The 23,460-nt window shown below is 68.0% G+C and carries 18 protein-coding genes; 9 read left to right on the plus strand and 9 right to left on the minus strand.

The annotated features are described in order from the left end of the window. Window positions 1-324 precede the first annotated feature (324 nt). A complete protein-coding gene (locus A5781_RS08860) occupies window positions 325-702 on the minus strand; it encodes a hypothetical protein (RefSeq protein WP_067203871.1) in 378 nt (125 codons plus the stop codon). Between the two features lie 329 nt (window positions 703-1,031). Between A5781_RS08860 and A5781_RS08865 the strand changes: the two genes are divergently transcribed. Further along, on the plus strand, window positions 1,032-2,537 hold the full coding sequence (locus tag A5781_RS08865; RefSeq protein WP_067203872.1) for a sensor domain-containing protein: 1,506 nt from the start codon (window positions 1,032-1,034) through the stop codon (window positions 2,535-2,537). Window positions 2,538-2,551: 14 nt separating this feature from the next. Here the strand turns inward: A5781_RS08865 and A5781_RS08870 are convergent, their stop codons facing one another. The 4 genes from A5781_RS08870 to A5781_RS08885 form a co-directional block, all read right to left on the minus strand. Continuing rightward, entirely contained in the window at window positions 2,552-4,252 is a 1,701-nt protein-coding gene (locus tag A5781_RS08870; RefSeq protein ID WP_082939282.1) for an NAD-binding protein, read from the minus strand. 99 nt (window positions 4,253-4,351) lie between these two features. Beyond that, window positions 4,352-5,494: a DUF4185 domain-containing protein gene (locus tag A5781_RS08875; protein WP_067203873.1), complete on the minus strand. Its 1,143-nt coding sequence runs from the start codon at window positions 5,492-5,494 to the stop codon at window positions 4,352-4,354. 7 nt (window positions 5,495-5,501) lie between these two features. Then, window positions 5,502-6,536 (minus strand): aspartate-semialdehyde dehydrogenase, encoded by a 1,035-nt coding sequence (locus A5781_RS08880; RefSeq protein ID WP_067203874.1) that lies wholly within the window; start codon window positions 6,534-6,536, stop codon window positions 5,502-5,504. After that, window positions 6,537-7,802 (minus strand): aspartate kinase, encoded by a 1,266-nt coding sequence (locus tag A5781_RS08885; protein WP_067203875.1) that lies wholly within the window; start codon window positions 7,800-7,802, stop codon window positions 6,537-6,539. A gap of 274 nt (window positions 7,803-8,076) precedes the next feature. Between A5781_RS08885 and leuA the strand changes: the two genes are divergently transcribed. Next, window positions 8,077-9,873 (plus strand): 2-isopropylmalate synthase, encoded by a 1,797-nt coding sequence (gene leuA, locus A5781_RS08890; protein ID WP_067203876.1) that lies wholly within the window; start codon window positions 8,077-8,079, stop codon window positions 9,871-9,873. Window positions 9,874-10,090: 217 nt separating this feature from the next. On the opposite strand, the gene A5781_RS25835 is transcribed toward leuA, so the two are convergent. Then, window positions 10,091-10,246 carry a DUF6131 family protein gene (locus A5781_RS25835; protein WP_197503757.1) on the minus strand — a complete coding sequence of 52 codons (156 nt, stop codon included), beginning with the start codon at window positions 10,244-10,246 and terminating at the stop codon, window positions 10,091-10,093. 119 nt (window positions 10,247-10,365) lie between these two features. On the opposite strand from A5781_RS25835, the gene A5781_RS08895 reads away from it, so the two are divergent. Beyond that, window positions 10,366-11,040 (plus strand): response regulator transcription factor, encoded by a 675-nt coding sequence (locus tag A5781_RS08895; RefSeq protein ID WP_067203877.1) that lies wholly within the window; start codon window positions 10,366-10,368, stop codon window positions 11,038-11,040. A gap of 6 nt (window positions 11,041-11,046) precedes the next feature. Here A5781_RS08895 and A5781_RS08900 read toward each other — a convergent pair whose 3' ends face one another. Further along, the gene (locus A5781_RS08900) at window positions 11,047-12,039 is read right to left on the minus strand and encodes a DEDDh family exonuclease (RefSeq protein WP_067203878.1); all 993 of its coding nucleotides are present in this window, start codon (window positions 12,037-12,039) and stop codon (window positions 11,047-11,049) included. Window positions 12,040-12,139: 100 nt separating this feature from the next. Between A5781_RS08900 and A5781_RS08905 the strand changes: the two genes are divergently transcribed. Genes A5781_RS08905 through A5781_RS08915 form a run of 3 tightly spaced genes read left to right on the plus strand, consistent with a single transcriptional unit; the run spans window position 12,140 to window position 14,508 of the window. Further along, entirely contained in the window at window positions 12,140-13,369 is a 1,230-nt protein-coding gene (locus tag A5781_RS08905) for a Mur ligase family protein (RefSeq protein WP_067203901.1), read from the plus strand. After that, entirely contained in the window at window positions 13,362-14,069 is a 708-nt protein-coding gene (locus A5781_RS08910; protein WP_067203879.1) for a type 1 glutamine amidotransferase, read from the plus strand. Before A5781_RS08905 ends, A5781_RS08910 begins: the two co-directional genes overlap by 8 nt. 1 nt (window position 14,070) lies before the next feature. After that, a complete protein-coding gene (locus tag A5781_RS08915; RefSeq protein WP_082939283.1) occupies window positions 14,071-14,508 on the plus strand; it encodes a hypothetical protein in 438 nt (145 codons plus the stop codon). A gap of 6 nt (window positions 14,509-14,514) precedes the next feature. Here A5781_RS08915 and recR read toward each other — a convergent pair whose 3' ends face one another. Both recR and A5781_RS08925 read right to left on the minus strand, forming a co-directional pair. Further along, window positions 14,515-15,126, minus strand: a complete 612-nt coding sequence (gene recR, locus A5781_RS08920; RefSeq protein WP_067203880.1) for a recombination mediator RecR — start codon at window positions 15,124-15,126, stop codon at window positions 14,515-14,517. A 10-nt stretch (window positions 15,127-15,136) separates the two neighbouring features. Next, window positions 15,137-15,484: a YbaB/EbfC family nucleoid-associated protein gene (locus A5781_RS08925; RefSeq protein WP_066955869.1), complete on the minus strand. Its 348-nt coding sequence runs from the start codon at window positions 15,482-15,484 to the stop codon at window positions 15,137-15,139. 98 nt (window positions 15,485-15,582) lie between these two features. Here A5781_RS08925 and A5781_RS08930 point away from each other — a divergent pair, with 98 nt between their 5' ends. The 3 genes from A5781_RS08930 to pks2 all read left to right on the plus strand — a co-directional run bounded on the left by A5781_RS08930 (window position 15,583) and on the right by pks2 (window position 23,444). Continuing rightward, on the plus strand, window positions 15,583-16,356 hold the full coding sequence (locus A5781_RS08930) for an Rv3717 family N-acetylmuramoyl-L-alanine amidase (protein WP_082939284.1): 774 nt from the start codon (window positions 15,583-15,585) through the stop codon (window positions 16,354-16,356). Between the two features lie 499 nt (window positions 16,357-16,855). Next, entirely contained in the window at window positions 16,856-17,188 is a 333-nt protein-coding gene (locus A5781_RS08935) for a hypothetical protein (protein ID WP_156624502.1), read from the plus strand. 16 nt (window positions 17,189-17,204) lie between these two features. Beyond that, window positions 17,205-23,444: a type I polyketide synthase gene (pks2, locus tag A5781_RS08940; RefSeq protein ID WP_067203882.1), complete on the plus strand. Its 6,240-nt coding sequence runs from the start codon at window positions 17,205-17,207 to the stop codon at window positions 23,442-23,444. Window positions 23,445-23,460: the final 16 nt, after the last annotated feature.

Here is a 23,460-nt window from a genome sequence, read left to right on the forward strand (position 1 = left end):
CCCCCCCCCCCCCCCCCCCCCCCCCCCCCCCCCTTTTTTTTTTCACGCATAAGACGGCATACGAGATGTAGCTCCGTGTCGTGGGCTCGGAGATGTGTATAAGAGACAGGGTGCAGCTGCGGGGGCGGGCGGCGGCGGGGTCGACGACGGTTCGGGTGTCTCGCTCATTCCTGAATCATGCCCAGCGTCGCGACGGGCATAACAGGTTCGTGCCACAAACTTGCTGTGAATCGAGATCGGGCGGTTAGTTGCCGGTGACGAAACGACACGCAGCCCGGTGCTCTGGCGAGCACCGGGCCGCTGCTTGTTCAGGAACGGGTTGGACTACGGCGTCCGGGACGGGGCGACCGACGACGGAATCTGGCTGGGCCCGGGGGCGCCGGGGGTGGCAGACGCGGGTCCGCCCTGCTGGACGCCGGCGGGTCCACCCTGCTGGGCACCCGGGCCACCCGGACCGCCCATGCGGTGCGGATGCATCCACGCCGCGTGGTGCTTGTGGTGGTGGTGATGGCCACCGTGGTGTCCCAGCGCCATTCCGGTGAAGAAAATGACGGAGACGATGAACACTATTCCGGCGACAATGGCAACCCAGGCCGCGGCGATGAAGACCCTGGGGGTCTTGTAAAGCGCGGCTTCGGTTGCTGGTGCCGGGGCAGTTGCGGTGGAGGTCCGCGCAGTGGGGGTTTCAGATGTTTCACTCATGAGACAAATGATGAAGGTGTTAACACCAGTCGTGGCTATGCATTACTTAAGTAGCAGCTATGAGCTGAACGGCCGTCTTGCCTGGTAGAACGGCCAGCCTGCTCCATCGCAATTGCCGGCGAGCGGCTTTCCCCTATGCGGCAGACCCGCTGCAACCGGGAGCGCACTCCGCGCTCTGGACCACCCGTTTCTCGCACCGAACGCATTGGTTGGCGGCCTCCCAATCAGCCACCTGCTGCACCCCCGAAGACTTACGCTGCCTGAAACGCCTCAACCGTGACGTGGCCGCCCGCAGACCGACAACCGCCGACCCTGTATCAGGAGAAAGTATGACGCTATTTGTCAGTCACTCCAGCCAGGACAAGGCGGCGATCCAGGATCTCTTGAAGGCGTTGCGGGACGCGCGTCAGCACGTGTGGGTTGACGAAACGTTGGGCGGCGGTGACGCATGGTGGCGCACCATCCTCGAGGAAATCCGGGGCTGCGACGTCTTCGTCTTTGCACTGTCGAACAACTCGATGTCGTCGAAACCCTGCCAAGCCGAGTTGCGCTACGCCGAGGCTCTGCGCCGTCCGATCCTTCCCGTCCAGGTGGGTCCGGTCGATTCCATGCGGCTCACTCCGCTGGCGGAGACCCAGGTCATCGACTACCGAAATCCGGCCGTGGACAGCGGTATTCAGCTGATCGAAGCGGTGCACGAGTTGAAGGAAAAGCTTGAGCCGCTGCCGTCACCTCTGCCCGAGGAACCGCCGGTGCCCTTCGCCTACCTGATGCGGCTGGGCACCATCCTTTCCGACCCGGAGCTCAGCGCCCGCCAGCAGGCCGAGTTGGTGTCGGAGCTGAAGACGGGGCTGCACGAGGACGGGGCCGATCCGGCTGCGCGCCGCGACATCGCCCGATTGCTGTCCAAGCTGCGCGACCGTCCCGATGTCACCTATCAGGCGCGAAACAGCATCGATGCGCTGCTGAAGTCGGTTGACGACGAACCTACAACCGAAGCCACGGCGCCTGTTGCGACGCCCGGCTCGCCAGCGGAACCCGAATCGGGAGCGGTCCCGGGAGAGGGCTCCGACGCCGCGCCCCCGCACGCTCCCAAGATCGGCAAGAGTCACCGGCCGCGCGCCAGGTGGCTCATCGCCGGCGGCGCGGGTTTGGCCGTTCTGGTCGCAATCATCGTCGCCGCGGTGCTGCTCCTCCGGCCCAAGCCGGGTCCTGCCCCCCTGCCCCTGGAGTCCATCCTGCTGAGCGACGCGGAGATCAACTCGATCACGGGCACCTCCAATATGGTGAAAACCCCGGACAACCAAGGCAAGACGTTCAAGGACGTCAGCAAGGCAGTTGACGTGTCTCCGCGGTGGTGCATGGGCGTGCTCTATCCCGGTGCCGACCTGACGTATGAAGACAGCGGAGAAAAGGGACTCGACTGGGCGGCGTTGGAGGATTCGGGGGGCTGGGTACGGGCAGGCGAGGGCAATCATCACTTCGTCGACCAAGCCGTGGCGGCCTTTCCGACCAGAGATCAGGCCCTGGACTTTGTGAGGCGCTCAGCGAACGAATGGGCGGCCTGCGACGGGAAGACGGTGACCGCGACCTACCTCGACAACGGCCGCGCATACACGTGGATCGTCGAAAACCTCACCGGGCATGCCCCGCAGATCACTCAGATGTACAGACAACAGGGCGACGGTCCCTACGCGTGCCAGCGGGTGTTGCAGGCGGCGTCCAGTTATGCGATCGACGTCAAGGTGTGCGGGGACCACATCACCGATGAGGGCACCGTGATCGCCGGGAAAATGGCCGTCAAGGTGCCGAAGTCCGCGGGCCCCAAGTTCTGAAGGCGCGGCCGTCCTCACTTCTGCTGTGTGCGGATCACCTGCAGACCGGCCGAGGCGAGCAGGGCGGGGATCTCCCGCACAAACATGCGGTCGTAGTCGGCGACGTCGTCGGGCAGGTCTGAGAAGGGCACCAGATACGGGGTCCTCTTGTTTTCGATGTCCTTCTCACCGGAGGACCATCCGTCGGCGAGGCGCTCGGCCATCCAGCGGTCGTGTTCGGCGACCGCGAGCGTCTCGGCCTCATCGGTGCTGAACAGGAATTCCGATGCGTCCCAGTCCCGCAAGGGCGCAAGGTCACAACCGATGCTTCGCAGCTTGACCCCAATGTGGCGCGCCTGCGAGCGGCTGGAATCTTTGCGTGATTCGTCGAGCTCCGACCACGGTGGCGCAGGCTTGCCGGACCCGAGTTGTTCGGCGCACCACCGACGGTGGATGGCATGGGCGATGGCCTCGTACGAACCGCCGCGGGTGAGTTCGACCGTGCAGGTTCGTTCGAGGGTCGGGAAGACGTCGATGTCGGGTCCGCCGGCGCTGCCGGCCTCGTCGAGGAGGCGGGCAACCCCGCGCGACCGGGCCAGCGCGACGACCAAGGGGACCGCCGCATCCAGTTCATGCCTCAACTGCAACGCCAGCTCAACGGATTGCTCGTCGTTGTCGGCGGTCACGTAGGCGCGGGCCAGCGGTGGCGCTCCCGCATCCGCGTGGTAGGCGCCCAGCCGGTGGATGTTGCTGACAGCCGCGGGCAGCGTGATGAAGCTGCAGACCTGCTCGAGGGCGGGATAGTGGCCGAGGAGCAACTGCACCCGGTGGTCGGCCTGGTTGTCGACGACGGTGACCACCAGCGCCGCGGTGTCGTCGCCGCGGTGGTCATACCAATCTCGGGCGGCGTGGTACACCACCCAGGCGCCCAGCGCATCGAGGCCGGCGATGAGGATGTGCGGGCGGTCGCGCCCGGTATCGACGGGAAACTCGTCGAGCAGCAACCGCGCGCCGATCTCGTCGGTGTTGAAGAAGTCCAGCGCCGACGCCGCATCGGCGCGCTCGGCCTCCCGGATCCTCAGCAGCGCGCACAGCTCCGGGTCTCCGATCTGGGCCAGACAGGTCAGCACATTGCCGGAACGACCACCCGCAAGCAGGCTGGCAACGGCGACGATCTCGGTGTTGACCGCGTCGTTCGGACACAGCGCGAGCAGCCGCGATGCGCGTCGTACACCGGCCGCCTGCAGGATTCGTTCCTGCTGCGCATCGCCGACGATCACCGGCACACCCCAGCCGTGGCACAGCTGCATGTTCGGATTCGCCGCGTCCGAGTCGATGACAACCACCCGATCCCCGGCCTCGCGGAGGTGGTGCAGAAACGCACTGCCCACATCTCCGAGCCCGCAGACGACCACGTGGCCGGTCATCAGCGGTATCCGCATCTGCTGCACCCGGTCGCGGAACAGCGACGCCAACCCGCTGAGCCCCGCGAAGCCGGCGACGAGCGGGGCCAGGAAGCGGGCGATATCCAGAGTGACGGGCAGGTGATCGTCGACCGGTGTCGACGCCGTGAACAGCTTGAAGCTCCAGAAGACGATGTCGCTCGGTTCAGGATGACGCTTCCACAACTGCCAGAACCCGATATTGCCCAGAACGAGCGCCGCGACGCCCACCCCGGCGAGGACGTGCCAGCGGTAGTCGGCCAATAACAGTGCGAACGACCGCAGAGAAGTCATCACAGAGCGCCGAGCACCGCGACTGCCGTTCACGCCAATATCGTTTCACCGCTGGTCAGCGATGTCTGGCATATTGCCGCAGCGGGAGGCGACTTCTCGCTAGTCGGGCTTGAACGGATTGACGGCGAACTGGATCACCCGATACGGCGCCGCCACGCGCGCGCGAGTGTCCCACTGGCTGACGAAGATTCGCAGCTCGTCGAGCGTCGAGCCGGGCGAGATGTATCCGCCGTACGGTTGCGCGAGCCGGTTGTCGTAGGGCGGCGGCAGGCTTTCCGCCGGCTCCGGCCACTCGTCGTGCTGCACCACCGTGGTCACCGGCGCGTCGCCCAGCGACGTCGGATCGTCGGCCACCCGGACCTCCATGTTGCCGGTGACCGCGTTGAAATACGACAGCACGGCCTTCCCGTCGATTTGCCGCACGCTCATCTCCCCCACCGCGTCCGGCCACAGCGGGGTCGGGGGCTTGCCCCAACCGCCGTTGGGTCCGGCCGCCCAGCCCTGCCATCGGGACCGGTCGGTAAACGTTTGCGGGGTGGCTCTATACAGCACGACGGGATCCCTGCGGGTGAAGCTGTCGGCCACGATGTACACCCAGCCGGTGGGCGAGTCCGGCGTCGGGATCGGGTCGTAGTAGCCGCTGATCTGTGTCTGCGAGCCGCCCTGGTACGAGGCGGGTCGGCGCGACCCGGCGATGGTCTGCCAGCCCGCCCGCGCGGGCTCGGCCGTTACGAGCCGGGAGCTTTGCGGCTCCAGGTTCTTCGTCGTCGTCACCATCATGTAGTTGCGCCGATTGATCTGCACCACGCCCGCGGGCAGCTGCGAGGTACCCGGCGGAGCGGGATCGGCCAGCAGCGGGTTGCTCACCCCGGTCACGCCGGTGTAGCGCACGCCGGCCGGGTCGTCGACGGAAGCGGTGTCCACGTGCAGCGCCACCGGCGCGTACCAGCCGCCGAACCCGACGCCTTGGCCGGCGAAGCTGTCGCCGCAGACCTGCAGCAGTTCGGTAGGGAACTCGACGAACTCACAGAGGTCGGTCGCGCCGATGCCGTAGTCGCCGGTTGGGGTGCCGGTGCCGGCCGTGGGGCCGATCCGCAGCACCTGGCCAGGCGCCAGCGGCTGCACGATTGGTTCGGGGACCGGCGCTGGCGGGTCGGCGTGCGCGGTCCAAAACCATTGCGGCACAAACAGAATCAGAGCAAGCGAGCACCGCACGACCAGTCGGGTGTGGGCGGTGCTCACCCGCCTATTACAGCTGGGCGGCCAGCAGCTCGGCAATCTGGATGGTGTTCAGCGCGGCCCCCTTGCGCAGGTTGTCTCCCGAAACGAACAGGGCGAGGCCGCGCCCGTCGGGGACACCCGGGTCATGCCGGATGCGGCCGACCAGCGATTCGTCCACGCCCGCGGCCGCCAACGGGGTCGGCACGTCGACGACTTTGACGCCGGGCGCGCCGTCGAGCAGGGCCCGGGCACGCTCGGGCGACAGCGGCCGGGCGAACTCGGCGTTGATCGACAACGAGTGCCCGGTGAACACCGGCACCCGCACGCAGGTCCCGCTGACCGCCAGGTCGGGGATGCCGAGGATCTTGCGGCTCTCGTGCCGCAGCTTCTGGTCCTCGTCGGTCTCCCCGGAACCGTCGTCGACCAGGGACCCGGCCAGCGGCACCACGTTGAAGGCGATCGGCGCGACGTAGGTCTTGGGCGCCGGAAACTCGACCGCGGAGCCGTCGTGCACCAACTGCTCGGCGTGGTCGATGACCGCGCGTGCCTGCGTCGCCAGCTCCTCGACGCCGACCAGCCCGCTGCCCGACACCGCCTGATAGCTCGAGACCACCAGGCGGGTCAGCCCGGCCTCGTCGTGCAGCACCTTGAGCACCGGCATCGCGGCCATCGTGGTGCAGTTCGGGTTGGCGATGATGCCTTTGGGTCTGCGGTGCGCGTCCCGCTCGAAGTTCACCTCGGACACCACCAGCGGCACGTCGGGGTCCTTGCGCCACGCCGACGAGTTGTCGATCACCGTCACCCCGGCCGCGGCGAACCGCGGCGCCTGAACCAGCGACATCGTCTTGCCGGCGGAGAACAGCGCGATGTCCAGCCCGGTCGGGTCAGCGGTCGCCGCGTCCTCGACCTCGATCTCCTGGCCGCGAAATTCCAGCTTGCGCCCCTGCGAGCGGGACGACGCGAAAAACCGCACCGACGTGGCCGGGAAGTCCCGCTCGTCGAGCAACCTGCGCATCACCTGGCCCACCTGGCCGGTGGCGCCTACCACCCCAATGGCAACCATCTATCTACCCGTTCCCGCATACACCGTCGCCGACTCGTCGCCGCCGAGCCCGAACGCTTCGTGCAACGCCACGACGGCCTTGTCTAGTTCGGTGTCGCGGCACAGCACCGAGATGCGGATCTCGGAGGTGGAGATCAGCTCGATGTTGACGCCCACCTCCGCCAGCGCCTCACAGAAGGTCGCGGTGACGCCGGGATGGCTGCGCATGCCCGCGCCGATCAGCGACACCTTGCCGATGTGGTCGTCGTAGAGCAGCGAAGTGAAGCCGATCTCGTCCTTGAGTGCGTCCAGCTTGGCCACCGCCGTCGGCCCGCTGTCCCGCGAGCAGGTGAAGGTGATGTCGGTCTTGCCGTCCTCGACCTTGGAGACGTTCTGCAACACCATGTCGATGTTCACGTCGGCGTCCGCGACGGCCCGGAACACCCGGGACGCATACCCGGGGATATCGGGGATGCCGACGATGGTCACCTTGGCCTCGCTGCGATCGTGCGCGACTCCGGTCAGGATGGGGTCTTCCATGGCTATGTCCTTGATCGATCCGACGACGACGGTGCCTGGCTTGTCCGAGTACGACGAGCGGACGTGCACCGGAATGTTGTAGCGGCGGGCGTATTCCACACAGCGCAGCATCAGCACCTTCGCGCCGCACGCCGCCATCTCGAGCATCTCCTCGAAGGTCACCTTGTCCAGCCGCCGCGCGTTGTGCACGATGCGCGGGTCGGCGGTGAAGATGCCGTCCACGTCGGTGTAGATCTCGCAGACGTCGGCGTGCAGCGCGGCGGCCAGGGCCACCGCGGTGGTGTCCGAGCCGCCGCGGCCCAGCGTCGTGACGTCGCGGGTGTCCTGGCTGACGCCCTGGAACCCGGCGACCAGCACGATGCGCTCCTCGTCGAGCGCTTCCTGCAGCCGCCCCGGGGTGACCTCGATGATCTTCGCGTTGCCGTGGGTCCCGGTGGTGATGACGCCGGCCTGCGAACCGGTGAACGAGCGCGCCTGCGCTCCCAGCGACTCAATCGCCATGGCCACCAACGCGTTGGAGATGCGCTCGCCGGCGGTCAGCAACATGTCGAGCTCGCGCGGCGGCGGGGCCGGGCACACCTGCTGGGCCAGGTCCATCAGGTCGTCGGTGGTGTCGCCCATGGCCGAGACCACCACGACGACGTCGTTCCCCTGCTTCTTGGTCGCGACGATGCGCTCGGCGACACGACGGATCCGATCGGCGTCGGCCACCGAGGATCCGCCGTACTTTTGCACGACGAGCGCCACTACTTTTCCCGCCCTTCCGGCACGTTTTAAGCCCACAACAGGATACGTGGCTGCGCATAACGGTTTACGCAGCGTTGCTAAGCACCACAGCCTGCGGTTTTGAGCGAGTTTTAGCGCAATTTTCTCCGCGACGCCAATCGCGGTAGAGTTCTCCTCGTGCAGCGGGTGCTCCTCCTCGGACGCCGCGACGGGGTCTGATCCAGACCGGCTTCCCGTCGCGGGTGTTCGCGATGCGCCGGTCTGAGGTTCCTTCTGACACCCCGGAGCAACTACCGTGACTTCCAATCCCGACGCCTATACGTCAACACGTTCGATCGTCAAACCCGCGGGCCCGCCGGGGCCCGGCCAGCCCGCATGGAACCCCCAGCGCGGTTCCGCGATGCCGGTCAACCGGTACCGGTCCTTCGCCGAGGAAGTCGAGCCGATCCGGCTTCCCGACCGCACCTGGCCCGACCGTGTCGTCGACCGCGCCCCGCTGTGGTGCGCGGTGGACCTGCGCGACGGCAATCAGGCGCTGATCGACCCGATGAGCCCCACCCGCAAGCGCCGCATGTTCGATCTGCTGGTCCGCATGGGGTACAAGGAGATCGAGGTCGGCTTCCCGTCGGCCAGTCAAACCGACTTCGACTTCGTTCGCGAGATCATCACCGACGGCGCCATTCCCGACGACGTCACCATCCAGGTGCTGACCCAGTGCCGTCCCGAACTCATCGAACGCACCTTCATCGCGTGCGAGGGCGCGCCGCGGGCCATCGTGCACTTCTACAACTCGACGTCAATCCTGCAGCGCCGCGTGGTTTTTCGCGCCGACCGGGCCGCTGTGCAGGCAATCGCCACCGACGGCGCGCGCAAGTGCGTCGAGGAGGCAGCCAAATACCCTGGCACACAATGGCGTTTCGAATACTCGCCGGAGTCCTACACCGGAACCGAGCTGGAGTACGCGAGGCAGGTGTGTGACGCCGTCGGCGAGATCATCGCGCCGACGCCGGAAAACCCGATCATCTTCAACCTGCCCGCCACGGTGGAGATGGCCACTCCCAACGTCTACGCCGACTCGATCGAGTGGATGAGCCGTAATCTGGCCAACAGGGAATCCGTCATCCTGAGCCTGCACCCGCACAACGACCGCGGAACAGCCGTCGCCGCAGCCGAATTGGGCTTCGCCGCCGGCGCCGACCGGATCGAGGGCTGCCTGTTCGGCAACGGCGAGCGCACCGGCAACGTGTGCCTGGTGACGCTGGGGCTCAACCTGTTCTCCCGCGGCGTGGACCCTCAGATCGACTTCTCCAACATCGACGAGATCCGTCGCACGGTGGAGTACTGCAACCAGCTGCCGGTGCCCGAGCGTCACCCCTACGGCGGGGACCTGGTCTACACCGCGTTCTCCGGCAGCCATCAGGACGCGATCAACAAGGGCCTGGACCAGATGAAGATCGATGCGGACGCCGCGGACGCCGACGTCGAGGACATGCTGTGGCAGGTGCCGTACCTGCCGATCGACCCCAAGGACGTCGGTCGCACCTACGAGGCGGTGATCCGCGTCAACTCGCAGTCCGGCAAGGGCGGCGTGGCCTACATCATGAAGTCCGACCACGGCCTGGCGCTGCCGCGGCGGCTGCAGATCGAGTTCTCCCAGGCAATCCAGAAGATCACCGAGGGTGAGGGCGGCGAGGTCTCCCCGAAGGAGATGTGGGACGCGTTCTACGAGGAGTACCTGGCCCCGGTCTGGCCGCTGGAGCGGATGAAGCAGCGGGTCGAGGCTTCCGAGGAAGACAGCGGCACCACCACGATCGCCGCGACCGTGAAGGTCAACGGGACCGAGACCGAGATCAGCGGCGCCGGCAACGGCCCCCTGGCGGCGTTCGTGCACGCGCTGGGTGGCGTGGGGTTCGACGTCGCGGTCCTCGACTACTCCGAGCACGCGATGAGCGCCGGTGACGACGCGCAGGCCGCCGCGTACGTGGAGGCGTCGGTCAACGGCCGCACGGTGTGGGGTGTCGGCATCGCGCCGTCGATCACCACCGCGTCGCTGCGCGCCGTCGTGTCGGCGGTCAACCGCGCGTCGCGCTAGGGCCGATCGCAAGCGCGGCGCTGGCGCCGGGCGCCGCGGGTCGACACCAAAGCGCTAGGGCCGATCGCAAGCGCGGCGCTGGCGCCGGGCGCCGCGGGTCGACACCAAAACGCTAGGCGGGCCCCGCCGCCACAGCGCTGTGGCGGAAGGGCCCGTCAATGGCCTCGCGTGTCGCCGCCGCCCTAAGGGTCGCGAAGCCGGCTAGCGCATGCGCCGTTCAGAAATAGTGTCGGCGGCCGGCGACGGGGCGTCCGACGTTGCCCAGGACCGCCAGGATCGCGCCGATGACCAACAGGATGATCCCGATCGTCCACAGGATCGAGATCTTGAGCAGAAATCCTGCGACCAGCAGGACGATGCCGAGAATGATCATGGTGAGCCTTCCCCTCCGGATGCGTGACTACCTCGTGCGGCCGGTTGCCCGGCACCGAATTCAGTCGACCACCCCTAAGGGGGGTACCAATACACCCCTAGGTAGGTAATCTTCCCGCCATGACGCGACCGTCACGCGCCAGCGCGCCGATCACCGTCGCGCTCGTCGACGACTATGACGTCGTCGTGAAGGGCGTCGCCAACATGTTGGACCCCTACCGGGACCGCGTCGTCATTGCGGAACTGGACTCCACCATGCCCGTCGACGACGCCGTCGACATCGTGCTGTACGACTCATTCGCCCAACCCGAATCCGATCAAGAGGAGATCGGAGTTCTGACGGCGAACCCCCGAGCACGCCGGGTTGTCGTCTACACCTGGAACTTTCACCCCGACCTCGTCGAGAGCGCACGGCGGCATGGCGCTCACGGATATCTGTCCAAGACCCTGCCGGCCCGCGAACTGGTCGCCGCTTTGGAGGCGGTGCATTCGGGCGAGGTGGTCATCAGCCCGGTGACCGGGCGACCCCGCAGCGCACCCGGGCTGGACTGGCCGGGCCGTAACGAAGGGCTCAGCGACCGGGAAGCGGAGATCCTGGCGCTGATCACCCAGGGTAAGAGCAATGCCGACGTGGCACGGTTGACCTACCTGAGCCCCAACACGGTGAAGTCGTACATCCGCACCATCTATCGCAAAATCGGCGTCGGCAGTCGGACCCAGGCCGTCCTGTGGGGTGTGCATCACGGGTTCACACCTGACCATCACCGCATCGAGCACTGGCGCGGTGGCCCCTGACCGAGCTCAGAACAGCGCGAGCTGCTGGTCGACCGCGGTGGTGTCGGTGAACTCCTCCATGCTGGTGCCGCCGACGACCGCGCGGATGGAGTCCATGAATTGCGCGTCGGAGACCACCGGCACCCCGAGCTGCTTAGCCAGGTAGCCCTTGCCCTGGTCCGGGGCGGGGTCGTTGCAGACGACTAGCGATGTTTCCCCGTCGATGGCATCGCTATAGGCCAGCCCCGCGTGCAGGATGCGTTCGACCAGTTCCTCGTGGGTGCGCCCGACCTCGGCCGCCAGGGCCACCCGCATGCCCTGCACCAGCGGCCGGCCGGAAACATACAGCCCGGGGTTGAGGTACGGGCAGGGCATCCGCGAGGCCAACACCTTCAACGGGCGCAGCTCGTCGTGGGTGACGCGCCCATTCGGCCATCGCCGCCGGGTCACCGGATGCACCGGTAGCCAGATGTCGCGCTCGCACGCCCGCTTGAGCGCCGACGCCAGCACACCGGTCAAGACCAGCGCGTCGTCGAAGGCGTCGTGCGGCCGTTCCTGGGTCACGCCCCAGTGCGCCGCCAGGGTCTCCAACCGCAGGTTGTCGATGCCGAGATCCAGCCGCCGGGCCAGCTCGACCGTGCACATGACGGAGTCGATGGGTAGTTCGGCCTCGGCGAGCTCGGCTTCCGCGGCCAGGAACGCGTAGTCGAACGCGACGTTGTGGGCCACCAGCGTGCGGCCGTCGAGCACCTTGACCACGTCGTCGACGATGTCGGCGAACTGCGGTTGATCTTCCAGCATGGCGGTGGTCAAGCCGTGCACGTGGGTGGGACCGGGATCGACCCCGGGGTTGAGCAGGCTGACCACCGATTGCTCGACGCGCCCGTCGTCGTCGAGGCCGAGCACCGCCAGGCTGATGACCCGTGCCTGACCCGGGCGAAAGCCCGAGGTCTCGACGTCGATGACAGCCCAGCCCCCGTCCGGCTCGCTGGCCGGTCGCCCCCAGGACACCCGGTTCATGATTTGAGGATGGCACGTCCGACCGACAACGCCTGGTCGCTGCGCTGCCGTGTCGGCGCTGAATTCGAAGCGGCGGCGGGCCGCCTCTAAACTCACCCGCGTGGTAACCACCCGTGCACGGCTCGCCCTCGCCGCGGGAGCGAGCGCGCGCTGGGCTTCGCGGGTGACCGGACGCGGGGCCGGCGCGATGATCGGCGGGCTGATCGCGATGACCCTGGACCGCTCGGTCCTCCGTCAGCTGGCGGCCGGTCGGCGCACCGTCGTCGTCACCGGAACCAACGGGAAGTCGACCACCACCCGGATGACCGCCGCCGCGCTGGGCACGCTGGGTTCGGTGGCCACCAACGCCGAAGGCGCCAACATGGACGCCGGGCTGGTGGCCGCGCTGGCGGCGAACCGCGAGGCGCCGCTGGCGGCCCTGGAAGTCGACGAGATGCACGTGCCGCACGTGTCGGACGCCGTGGATCCCGCCGTCGTCGTGCTGCTCAACCTGTCGCGCGACCAGCTGGACCGGGTCGGCGAGATCAACGTCATCGAACGCACCCTGCGCGCCGGGCTGGCCCGGCACCCGAACGCCGTCGTCGTCGCCAACTGCGACGACGTCCTCATGACGTCGGCGGCCTACGACAGCCCGAACGTGGCGTGGGTGGCAGCGGGGGGCTCGTGGGCGAACGACTCGGTCAGCTGCCCGCGCAGCGGCGAGGTGATCGTCCGAGACAGGGGGCATTGGTATTCCACCGGCGCCGACTTCAAGCGGCCCAGCCCGCAGTGGTGGTTCGACGACCACACGCTGTACGGGCCCGACGGGCTGGCCCTGCCGATGCGGTTGGCGCTGCCGGGCGCGGTGAACCGCGGCAACGCCGCCCAGGCCGTGGCCGCCGCCGTCGCGCTGGGCGCCGACCCCGCGAAGGCCGTGGCGGCCGTGTCGAGCGTCGACGAGGTCGCCGGGCGCTACCGGACCGTCCGGGTCGGCGCTCACGAGGCGCGGATCCTGCTGGCCAAGAATCCGGCCGGCTGGCAGGAGGCGCTGTCGATGGTGGACAAGCAGGCGGCCGGGGTCGTCATCGCGGTCAATGGGCAGGTGCCCGACGGCGAGGACCTGTCCTGGCTGTGGGACGTGCGCTTCGAGCATTTCGAGAAGACGGCGGTTGTCGCCGCCGGCGAGCGGGGCACCGACCTGGCGGTGCGCCTCGGCTACGCGGGCGTCGACCACACCCTGGTGCATGACACCGTGGCGGCCATCGCGTCCTGCCCGCCGGGGCGGGTCGAGGTCGTCGCCAACTACACCGCCTTCCTTCAGCTGCAACGGGCGTTGGCGCGCCATGGCTGATTCGACGGTGCGGATCGGGCTGGTGTTGCCCGACGTGATGGGCACCTACGGCGACGGCGGCAACGCGCTGGTGCTGCGTCAGCGGCTGCGGTTGAGGGGGATCGCCGCGGAGATCGTCGAGATAACGCTGGCCGACCCGGTGCCGGACTCACTGGACGTCTACACCCTGGGCGGGGCGGAGGACTACGCGCAGCGGTTGGCCACCAAGCACCTGATCAAGCACCCCGGGCTGCAGCGCGCCACCGAGCGCGGAGCGCCCGTGCTGGCGATCTGCGCCGCCGTTCAGGTGCTGGGGCGGTGGTACGAGACGTCGGCGGGTGAACGGGTCGACGGCGTGGGCCTGCTCGACGCGACCACCTCGCCGCAGAACGTCCGCACCATCGGCGAACTGATCACCAAGCCGCTGTTGCCGGGCCTGACCCAACGGCTCACCGGTTTCGAGAACCACCGGGGCGGCACCGTGCTAGGCCCGGCCGCGTCGCCGCTGGGCGCGGTGGCCAAGGGCGCGGGCAACCGGGCGGGCGACGGCTTCGACGGCGCGGTGCAGGGCGGCGTCGTGGCCACCTATATGCACGGGCCGTGCCTGGCCCGCAATCCCGAGCTGGCCGACCTGCTGCTGAGCAAGGTCGTGGGTGAGCTGGCGCCGCTGGACCTGCCCGAGGTGGACTTGCTGCGCCGGGAACGGTTAGGGGCGCGCTGACGTGCGGAATGACATCGCGAGAAGCGGCCGGCCGGGGTTGGCGGGCGGCGGAGCCCTGCTAGTCGCGGCCGCATTGATTACGCCGGTGCCGGCGCACGCCACCCCGGAGGTGCCGAGCGGTCGTTACACCGTGCTCTATACCGACAGCGACAAGTCGACCACGTGGCTTTTCGCCCCCTGCGGGTCGGACTGCACTCTGGCGACCTCGCAGGACGGCGGGACGTTCGTCATCAGCTGGGAGTTCGACCTCGCGAACGGACGCTGGACCCACAGCGGCGCGACGCAGGCGCCGTGCGCGAACGGAACATCGGTTCCGGCAACCGTCGACTACAGCTTCGACGCCGTGTCGCTTGCCGGTGAGGGCCGGACGACCACGTCCGACGGGTGTGGCGGTCCAGGCTCGACCGTCACCCGGCCGTTCCGATTGACCAAAACCTGAGCGACCTCAGACCATCGCCCGCCGGCCCGCCAGCGCGCGGCCCAGCGTCAGTTCGTCGGCGAACTCCAGGTCGCCACCCATCGGCAGCCCCGACGCGATCCGCGTCACCGTCAGCCCCGGGATGTCGCGCAACATCCGCACCAGGTAGGTGGCCGTCGCCTCACCCTCGGTGTTCGGGTCGGTGGCAATGATCACCTCGGTGATGTCGACGTCGTCGACCCGCTCACCGATCCGGCTCAGCAGCTCGCGGATCCGCAGCTGATCGGGCCCCACGCCCGAAAGCGGATCCAGCGCGCCGCCCAACACGTGGTACCGGCCGCGGAACTCGCGGGTGCGCTCGACGGCCTGGATGTCCTTCGGCTCCTCGACGACGCACACCAGCGAGCCGTCCCGGCGTGGGTCCGAGCAGATCCGGCAGCGCTCGTTGTCGGAGACGTTGCCGCACACCGCGCAGAACCGCACGCCGTCGCGGACCTTCCCCAGCGCCGCGGTCAGCCGGTCGATATCCGGCGGTTCGACCGACAACAGGTGGAAGGCGATGCGCTGGGCGCTCTTTGGCCCGATGCCCGGCAGCTTGCCGAGCTCGTCGATCAGATCCTGGACGGGTCCTTCAAACATGTCGGAAGATCTAGAGCCCCGGCGCCGGGGCCGGAGGCTGGCCCGGGGGTGGGCCGCCGAAACCGCCGGCCAGCGCGCCCAGCCGCTCCTGCGCCATGCGGGTGACCTGCTTCGACGCGTCGCCCATGGCCCCGACGATCAAGTCCTGCAGCGTCTCGACGTCCCCGGGGTCGACGACCTTGGGATCGATCTGCACCGCGACCACCTCGCCGCTGCCTTTGACGGTCACCCTGACCAAGCCTCCGCCGGCCTGCCCGTGCACCTCGGCATTGGCCAGCTGTTGCTGGGCTTCCATCAACTTCTGCTGCATCTCCTGCGCCTGGGCCAGCAGCGCCGACATGTCGCCTCCGGGTTGCATGACAGTCCCCTCGCATCTTGGTCTCGAGTTGGTTTCGCCTGCGGGTGTCCGGCGATTCGAAACACCCAGCGTAGACCGCGCGACGCTACCTTTGCGCCGTGGACCTACGAGTGAGCAGGCGTGTCGGCATCAGGTTGGTCATCGGCGTGCTGGTGGCCGCTTCGGCCGCGATCACCCCGACCGCCGCCCCGCCGGCATGGGGGGTCCCCTCCAACATCGCCGGCATGGTGGTGTTCATCGATCCCGGCCACAACGGCTCCAACGACGCGTCCATCGGCCGCCAGGTGCCGACCGGTCGCGGGGGCACCAAGGATTGCCAGGCGAGCGGGACGTCGACCAACAGCGGCTACCAGGAACACACCTTCACCTGGGACACCGCGCTGCGCGTCCGCGCGGAGTTGAACGCCCTCGGCGTCCGGACCGCCATGGCGCGCGGCAACGACACCGGGCTGGGGCCGTGCGTCGACGAGCGCGCCAACATGGCCAACGCGTTGCACCCAAACGCCGTCCTGAGCATCCACGCCGACGGCGGCCCGGCATCGGGCCGGGGATTCCACGTCAACTATTCGGCCCCGCCACTCAACCAGGTCCAGGCCGGACCGTCGGTGCAGTATGCCCGGATCATGCGCGACCAGATGCAGACCTCCGGGATTCCGCCGGCCAACTACATCGGCCAGAACGGGCTGTACGGACGCTCGGACCTCGCCGGGCTGAACCTGGCGCAGTACCCGTCGATCCTGGTCGAGTGCGGGAACATGAAGAACCCCGCGGACTCGGCGCTGATGGAGTCGGCCGAGGGCAGGCAGAAGTACGCCGACGCGATGGTCCGCGGCGTCGCGGGTTTCCTCGCCTCGCAGGGCCAGGCGCGCTAGGCGCACGCCGCCTCCCCGCCGGCCGTGCGACCAATCGCGGCTTAACGCACAGCTAACTCCTAGGTCGCTTCGAAGAATTTGCCTCAACCCGGCGCGCTCCGGGGTCACCTTATGTATGGTTTGTTGCACGCATGTCGACTTGCGGTGGGAGAGCCGATGATCAACCCGTCGACGACGACAACGACAACTTGTTCGCCTGGGCCGGCGACAACCGGCGCGGGACAACTTCTGGCGGGCCTCCGCCCGAGTCGCAGCCGGTTGCCGGATGGTCGAGATCGCAGCCATTCGCGCTGCATCTTCGCGGCGCGCGACGACGAAACGACGGCGGCCGAGCCACCCCGGTCGTCCATTCCTATGGCTTCAAGCCGGGCGAAGTCGGATGGAGTTTGAGGACCCCGCCCTTCCAATGACGAGGCGACAATCAAATGTCCGGCCTCCGCGAAACTCTGGCCACTTCGGTACCAAATGCCGACCGAGCCTATTGCCGAATACCGGGGCTTTGGGCACCCCAGATTTGCTTAGTCGGGTAATCAGCAAAGTGCAGCGAGGGCCGGAACCACGCCGCGTCGATTTCTTCGAGGTGGACGGCCGAATTTTCCAGGGGACGGCCGATTATTCGGCCGTCGAACCGAACTTCGGTTATGTCTTTGCGCTGGTAGACCTGGCGATTCCGGCCCGTGAGCCCGACAGTCGATCAATTGGAATGCGCACCGGTATGGCGTCCGGCATCGGTCGTATCCCGCCGCAACCAATTGTCGAAGATGCGTCGACTCGACCAGGCGCGCCCATCGACAAATACGAATTCGACCGCGGTTACCGCCCCGCCGGATAAGAAGAGGTGAAGGGCCGTGGAGAAACCAACTTTCACTCCCACTGCTGTCATCGGCATGGCCTGTCGACTGCCTGGCGGCATCGACTCCCCCGAGCGGCTGTGGGAGGCGTTGCACCGTGGGGACGACCTGATCACGGAAGTGCCGCCGGACCGATGGGACGCCGACGAGTATTACGACCCCCAGCCGGGGGTTCCGGGTCGGTCGGTGACGAAGTGGGGCGGGTTCCTCGATGACGTCGCCGGGTTCGATTGCGAGTTCTTCGGGATCAACGAGCGCGAGGCCACCGCGATCGACCCCCAGCACCGGTTGCTGCTGGAAACTTCCTGGGAGGCCATGGAGCACGCCGGCCTGACGCGAGAGACCATGGCCGACTCGCTAACCGGTGTGTTCGTCGGTCTGACGCACGGCGACTATCAACTGCTGGCCGCCGATGCGAACGCGGTGGAGGCGCCGTACGGGTTCACCGGCAGCAGCTTCAGTCTGGCGTCGGGGCGGATCGCGTACGCCATGGGCATTCACGGTCCCGCGATGACGGTGGACACCGCATGTTCGTCGGGTCTGACCGCGGTGCACCTGGCCTGCCACAGCCTGAGCGACGGTGAAAGCGACCTTGCCCTGGCGGGTGGCGCGGCGGTGATCCTGGATCCGCGGAAGTTCGTCGCAGGTTCCGCGGAAGGCATGCTTTCCCCCACCGGTCGGTGTCATGCGTTCGACGTCGCGGCTGACGGGTTCGCGTCTGCTGAAGGCTGCGTCGTCGTATTACTCAAACGGTTGCCCGACGCGCTGCGTGACGGTGATCGGATTTTGGCGGTAATCCGCGGCACTGCCGCCAACCAAGACGGCCACACCGTCAACATCGCCACACCGTCGCGCGCGGCGCAGACCGCGGTGTACCGGGCGGCGCTGGCCGCCGCCGGCGTCGACGCCCGCAGCGTCGGCATGGTCGAGGCGCACGGCACCGGCACGCCCGTCGGTGACCCGATCGAATACGCCAGCCTGGCCGCCGTTTACGGCACCGACGTCCCCTGCGCGCTGGCGACGGTGAAGACCAACCTGGGTCATGCGCAGTCGGCCGCCGGAACGCTCGGGCTGATGAAGACGATCCTGGCGTTGCAGCACGGCATGATCCCGCAGAATCTGCACTTCGCGCGGCTGCCCGACGAAATGGCCGCAATCGACACCAAACTGTTTGTGCCGCAGACGATCACACCGTGGCCGACGAATGGTCATCATCCCCGGCGGGCGGCGGTGTCGTCGTACGGGCTTTCGGGAACGAACGCACACGCCATAGTGGAGCAAGCCCCGGCGCAGGTTCCGGAAGCCGCTGTGCCCGAGTCGGCCGTACCTCTGCTCTTCCCGCTGTCGTCCACCTCGGCCGACGAATTGCGTCGCACCGCCGGCCGCCTGGGCGACTGGGTCGCAGCGCATGAGGATGTGGCCCTGACGGACCTGGCCTACACCCTGGCGCGTCGGCGCGTGCACCGCCCGGTACGCACCGCCGTCATTGCGAGTGGCCGGCCGGAGCTGGTGAAGGCTTTGCGCGAGGTCGCCGACGGCGACACTCCGTATCAGGCCGCGGTCGGGCAGGATGACCGCGGGCCGGTCTGGGTCTTCTCGGGGCAAGGTTCGCAGTGGGCTCAAATGGGAGCCCAGCTGCTGGCGACCGAACCGGTGTTCGCGGCGACCGTCGCGGCGGCCGAGCCACTGATCGCCGGCGAGGCCGGGTTCTCGGTGACCCAGGCGCTGACCGCCTCGGAGACCGTGACCGGTATCGACCGGATTCAGCCGACCCTGTTCACCATGCAGGTCGCGCTGGCCGCCACCATGCGCTCCTACGGGGTGCATCCCGGCGCGGTCATCGGGCATTCCCTGGGTGAAGTCGCTGCGGCCGTCGTCGCGGGAGCGCTGTCGCTGGAAGGCGGGTTGCGCGTCATCTGCCGGCGCTCCCGCATGATGTCCCGCATCGCCGGCGCGGGTGCGATGGCTTCGGTGGAACTGCCTGCGCAGCAGGTGCTTTCGGAATTGGTGACCCGGGGCGTCGACGATGTCGTGGTGGCGGTGGTGGCGTCGCCGCAATCCACGGTGATCGGCGGTGCCACCCAGACGGTGCGCGACCTGGTCGCGGCCTGGGAGTCGCGCGACGTGATGGCCCGCGAGATCGCCGTCGACGTCGCCTCGCACTCCCCCCAGGTGGATCCGATCCTCGACGATCTGGCCGACGCGCTCGCCGGGCTACATCCGATGCCGCCCGAAATTCCCTTCTACTCGGCGACCCTCTACGACCCGCGCGAGCGGCCGGTCTGCGATGCCGGGTATTGGGTGCAAAACCTGCGCCAGATGGTGCGGTTCGCGCCGGCGGTACGGGCCGCTCTGGAGGAGGGGTACCGCGTCTTCGCGGAGCTGGCACCCCACCCGCTACTCACCCATGCGGTCGAGCAGACCGCCCGCAGTCTCGACATGCCGCTGGCCGCCCTGGCCGCGATGCGTCGCGAGCAAGCACAGCCTTACGGCTTACGTGGCTTTGTCGCGGATCTGTACAGCGCGGGCGCCGCGATCGACTTCTCCGTGCTCTACCCGGACGGGCGACTGGTTGACGCGCCGCTGCCGACCTGGACGCACCGACGGCTGTTGTTGAGCCGCGGCGGTCAACCCTCAACGCACGGCGGCTGCACCGTTGCGGTGCATCCGCTGCTGGGCGCCCACGTGCGCTTGCAGGAGCAACCGGAACGCCACGTCTGGCAGGCGGAGGTCGGCACCGCCGCCCAGCCCTGGCTGGGCGATCACCAGGTTCGCGATGTGACCGTGTTTCCGGGCGCTGCTTACTGCGAAATGGCGCTGACGGCCGCGCGCACCGTTTTCGGCAACGCTTCCGAGGTCCGTGACTTGCACTTCGAGCAGGCGCTGCTGCTGGACGAACAGACCACCATCGGAGCCTCGACAGCGTTGTCATCAACGGGCGTCGCCGATTTCGCGGTGGAGTCCGATGACGGGGGCGAGCAAGTGCAGTTGATCACCGCTGGGCTCTATGCCGCCGCGGCGGATCCCCCGCCCCCACATGACATCTCCGCGCTGCTCGCCGCGCACCCGGGCCGCGAGGACGGCGCCGAGGTGCGCCGGCGCCTGGACGAGCGTGGTGTTCGGTACGGTCAGGCATTCAGTGGACTCACCGCGTTGCACATCGGCGCGGGGGCAACCCGCACCGTGCTGGCCGAGGTCGCGCTACCCGGTCAAATCCGCTCGCAACAAGATGCCTACGGGGTGCACCCGGCGCTGCTGGATGCCTGCTTCCAGTCCGTCGCGGCCCACCCCGAATTGCAATCCCTGGGCGAAGACGCGCTGGCATTGCCGCTCGGGCTCCGGCGGCTCCGCTCCTACGGTCCTGCCCGCGGCGTCCGCTACTGCTACACACGGGTGACGAAAGCCGATGCTTCTGGAGTTGAGGCTGACCTCGAAATGCTCGATGAGAACGGGGTCGTCCTGCTCGCCGTGCAGGGGCTGCGATTGGGTGCCGGGGCAGCCGAGAACGACCACGACGAACGCCTGCTGGCCAAGCGATTGCTGACGATCGAATGGCGGCAGCGAGAACTGCCGGAGGCCGAACACCGCAACCCCGGAGCCTGGCTGGTCATCGGCACCGCCGCAGACACCGTTGCCCCGTTGACGGAGGCGCTGAAACAGCTTGGCGCACAATGCACCACGATGTGCTGGCCGCCGCACGCCGATCACACCTCGAACTCCGAACAGCTTCGAGATCGTCTGCGTGCCGGCGCATTCAGCGGTTTGGTGATCGCGGCGGGGCCCGGGAAGGGTGACGCCGATGACCGGTCGCCGGCGCTGGGCCTCGAGTCCGTGCAACACCTGGTGCATGTCATCCGCGAACTGCCCGACACACCCGGCCAACTCCCCCGCCTCTACATCGTCACGCACAACGCCCAGACCGTGGTGGCCAGCGACGTGCCCAATTTGGAGCAGGCCGGGCTGCGGGGCTTGCTGCGGGCGATCGGCGCCGAGCATCCGCACCTGGGGGTCACCCAGATAGACATGGACGACGACACCGAGGCCGAGCAGCTCGCCCGCCAACTGCTCGCCGGGTCGGAGGAAGACGAGACCGCCTGGCGGCACGGCGCTTGGTACACGGCGCGGTTGGCCCTCAGCCCGCTGCGGCCCGAGGAGCGGCGAACCACCATCGCCAACCTCGAGCGCGACGGCATCCGCCTGCAAATCCGCACGCCGGGCGATCTGGAGTCGGTGGAATTCATTGCCCGGGACCGGGTTACACCAGGCCCCGGCCAGATCGAGGTGGAAATCAGTGCCTCCAACATCAACTTCGCCGACGTGCTGGTCGCGTTCGACCGCTATCCCGCCTTCGAGGGCCGACGACAGCAGCTAGGCACCGATTTCGCCGGCGTGGTGACCGCCGTCGGACCGGGGGTGACCGACCACAAGGTTGGCGATCATGTTGGGGGTCTGTGTGGCGACGGCTGCTGGGGCACGTTCATCACCTGTGACGCTCGCCTGGCGGTGACGCTGCCGGCCGGACTCTCCGATGGGCAGGCGGCGGCGGTGCCAACCGCGCACGCCACCGCGTATTACGGCCTGCACGACCTGGCTCATGTCAAGCCCGGTGATCGCGTGTTGATCCACTCCGGTACGGGCGGGGTCGGACAGGCGGCGATCGCGATGGCCCGGGCCGCAGGTGCCGAAATATTCGCCACCGCGGGCAGCGAGCACCGCCGACAAATGCTGCGCGACATGGGCATTGAGCATGTCTACGATTCGCGCAGCACCGAGTTCGCCGACCTGATCAGGCGCCAGACCGACGGGTACGGCGTAGACATCGTGCTCAACTCGGTCCCCGGCGCCGCCCAGCTCGCGGGGCTCAAATTGCTGGCTCTCGGTGGCCGATTCATCGAAATCGGCAAGCGGGACATCCGATTGGGCCTCTTCTCGTTCCGGCCCAACCTCGCGTTCCACGGCGTCGACCTGGCGCTGCTGTCGTACAGCGAACCGGACCGGGTTCACGACTTGTTGGCCACCGTGTACCAGCTCATCGCGGACGGTGTGCTCCCAATTCCGGAGAGCACGCACTATCCGCTTGCGGAAGCCGGCAACGCCATTCGAACGATGGCCGGCGCCGGGCACACCGGCAAGATCGTGCTCGACGTCCCACACACCGGCCGCCACCGGGTGACGGTACCGCCGGCGCAGGCCCCGGTTTTCCGCCCCGACGGGGCCTACCTCGTCACGGGGGGCCTTGGGGGTCTTGGGCTGTTCTTGGCGGAGAAGATGGCCGCCGCAGGATGTGGGCGCATCGTGCTGTCTTCACGCTCAGAGCCGACGCACACCGCGCTGCAGACGATCGAGCGGATCCGCGCGACCGGCGCCGACATCGTGGTGGAGTGCGGGGACATCGCGCAACCCGACACCGCGCGCCGGTTGGTGGCCACGGCGACCGCTACCGGGCTCGCGGTGCGCGGCGTCTTGCACGCGGCCGCGGTGGTGGAGGACGCCACGTTGACCAACATCACCGATGAACTGATCGAACGCGATTGGGCGGCAAAGGTTCACGGCGCGTGGAACTTGCACACCGCCACCGCGGGCCAGCCGCTGGACTGGTTCTGCTCGTTCTCCTCGGCGGCCGCGCTGGTGGGCTCGCCGGGGCAGGCCGCCTACGCGGCCGCCAACAGTTGGGTCGATGGCTTCACCCACTGGCGGCGGGCTCGGGGACTGCCGGCGACCGCGATCGCCTGGGGACCCTGGGCAGAGATCGGGCGTGCGACCACTCTGGCGGAGAATTCCAACATTGCGATCGCGCCCGACGAGGGCGCTTACGCATTCGAAGCGATACTGCGCCACGATCGGGCCTATACCGGCTATGCGCCGATCACCGGTACCTCCTGGCTGGCGCTTTTGGCCGAGCGCAGCCCGTTTGCGCAGGCGTTCCGCTCTGTCGGGCAAAACCAAACGGGCACAAGCAAACTCCGTGCCGAGCTCGATGACCTGCCGATGGACGAGTGGCCCACATGGCTGCGGAGGATGATCTCCGATCAGGTCAGCCTGATCTTGCGTCGCAGCGTCGATCCCGACAGGCCGCTCTCGGGGTACGGCTTGGACTCACTCGGCGCCCTCGAACTACGAACCCGCATCGAAACCGAAACGGGGGTGCGCATCCCGTCGGCTGACATCTCCACCATAACGATCCGCAGTCTGGCGGGTCTGCTGTGCGAGAAGCTAGCGCCCGCTAGTGCGGCCTGACACCGAGGGGGGTCGG

The organism is Mycobacterium sp. 852002-30065_SCH5024008 (genome assembly GCF_001665645.1).
Taxonomy (GTDB): Bacteria; Actinomycetota; Actinomycetes; order Mycobacteriales; family Mycobacteriaceae; genus Mycobacterium; species Mycobacterium paraffinicum.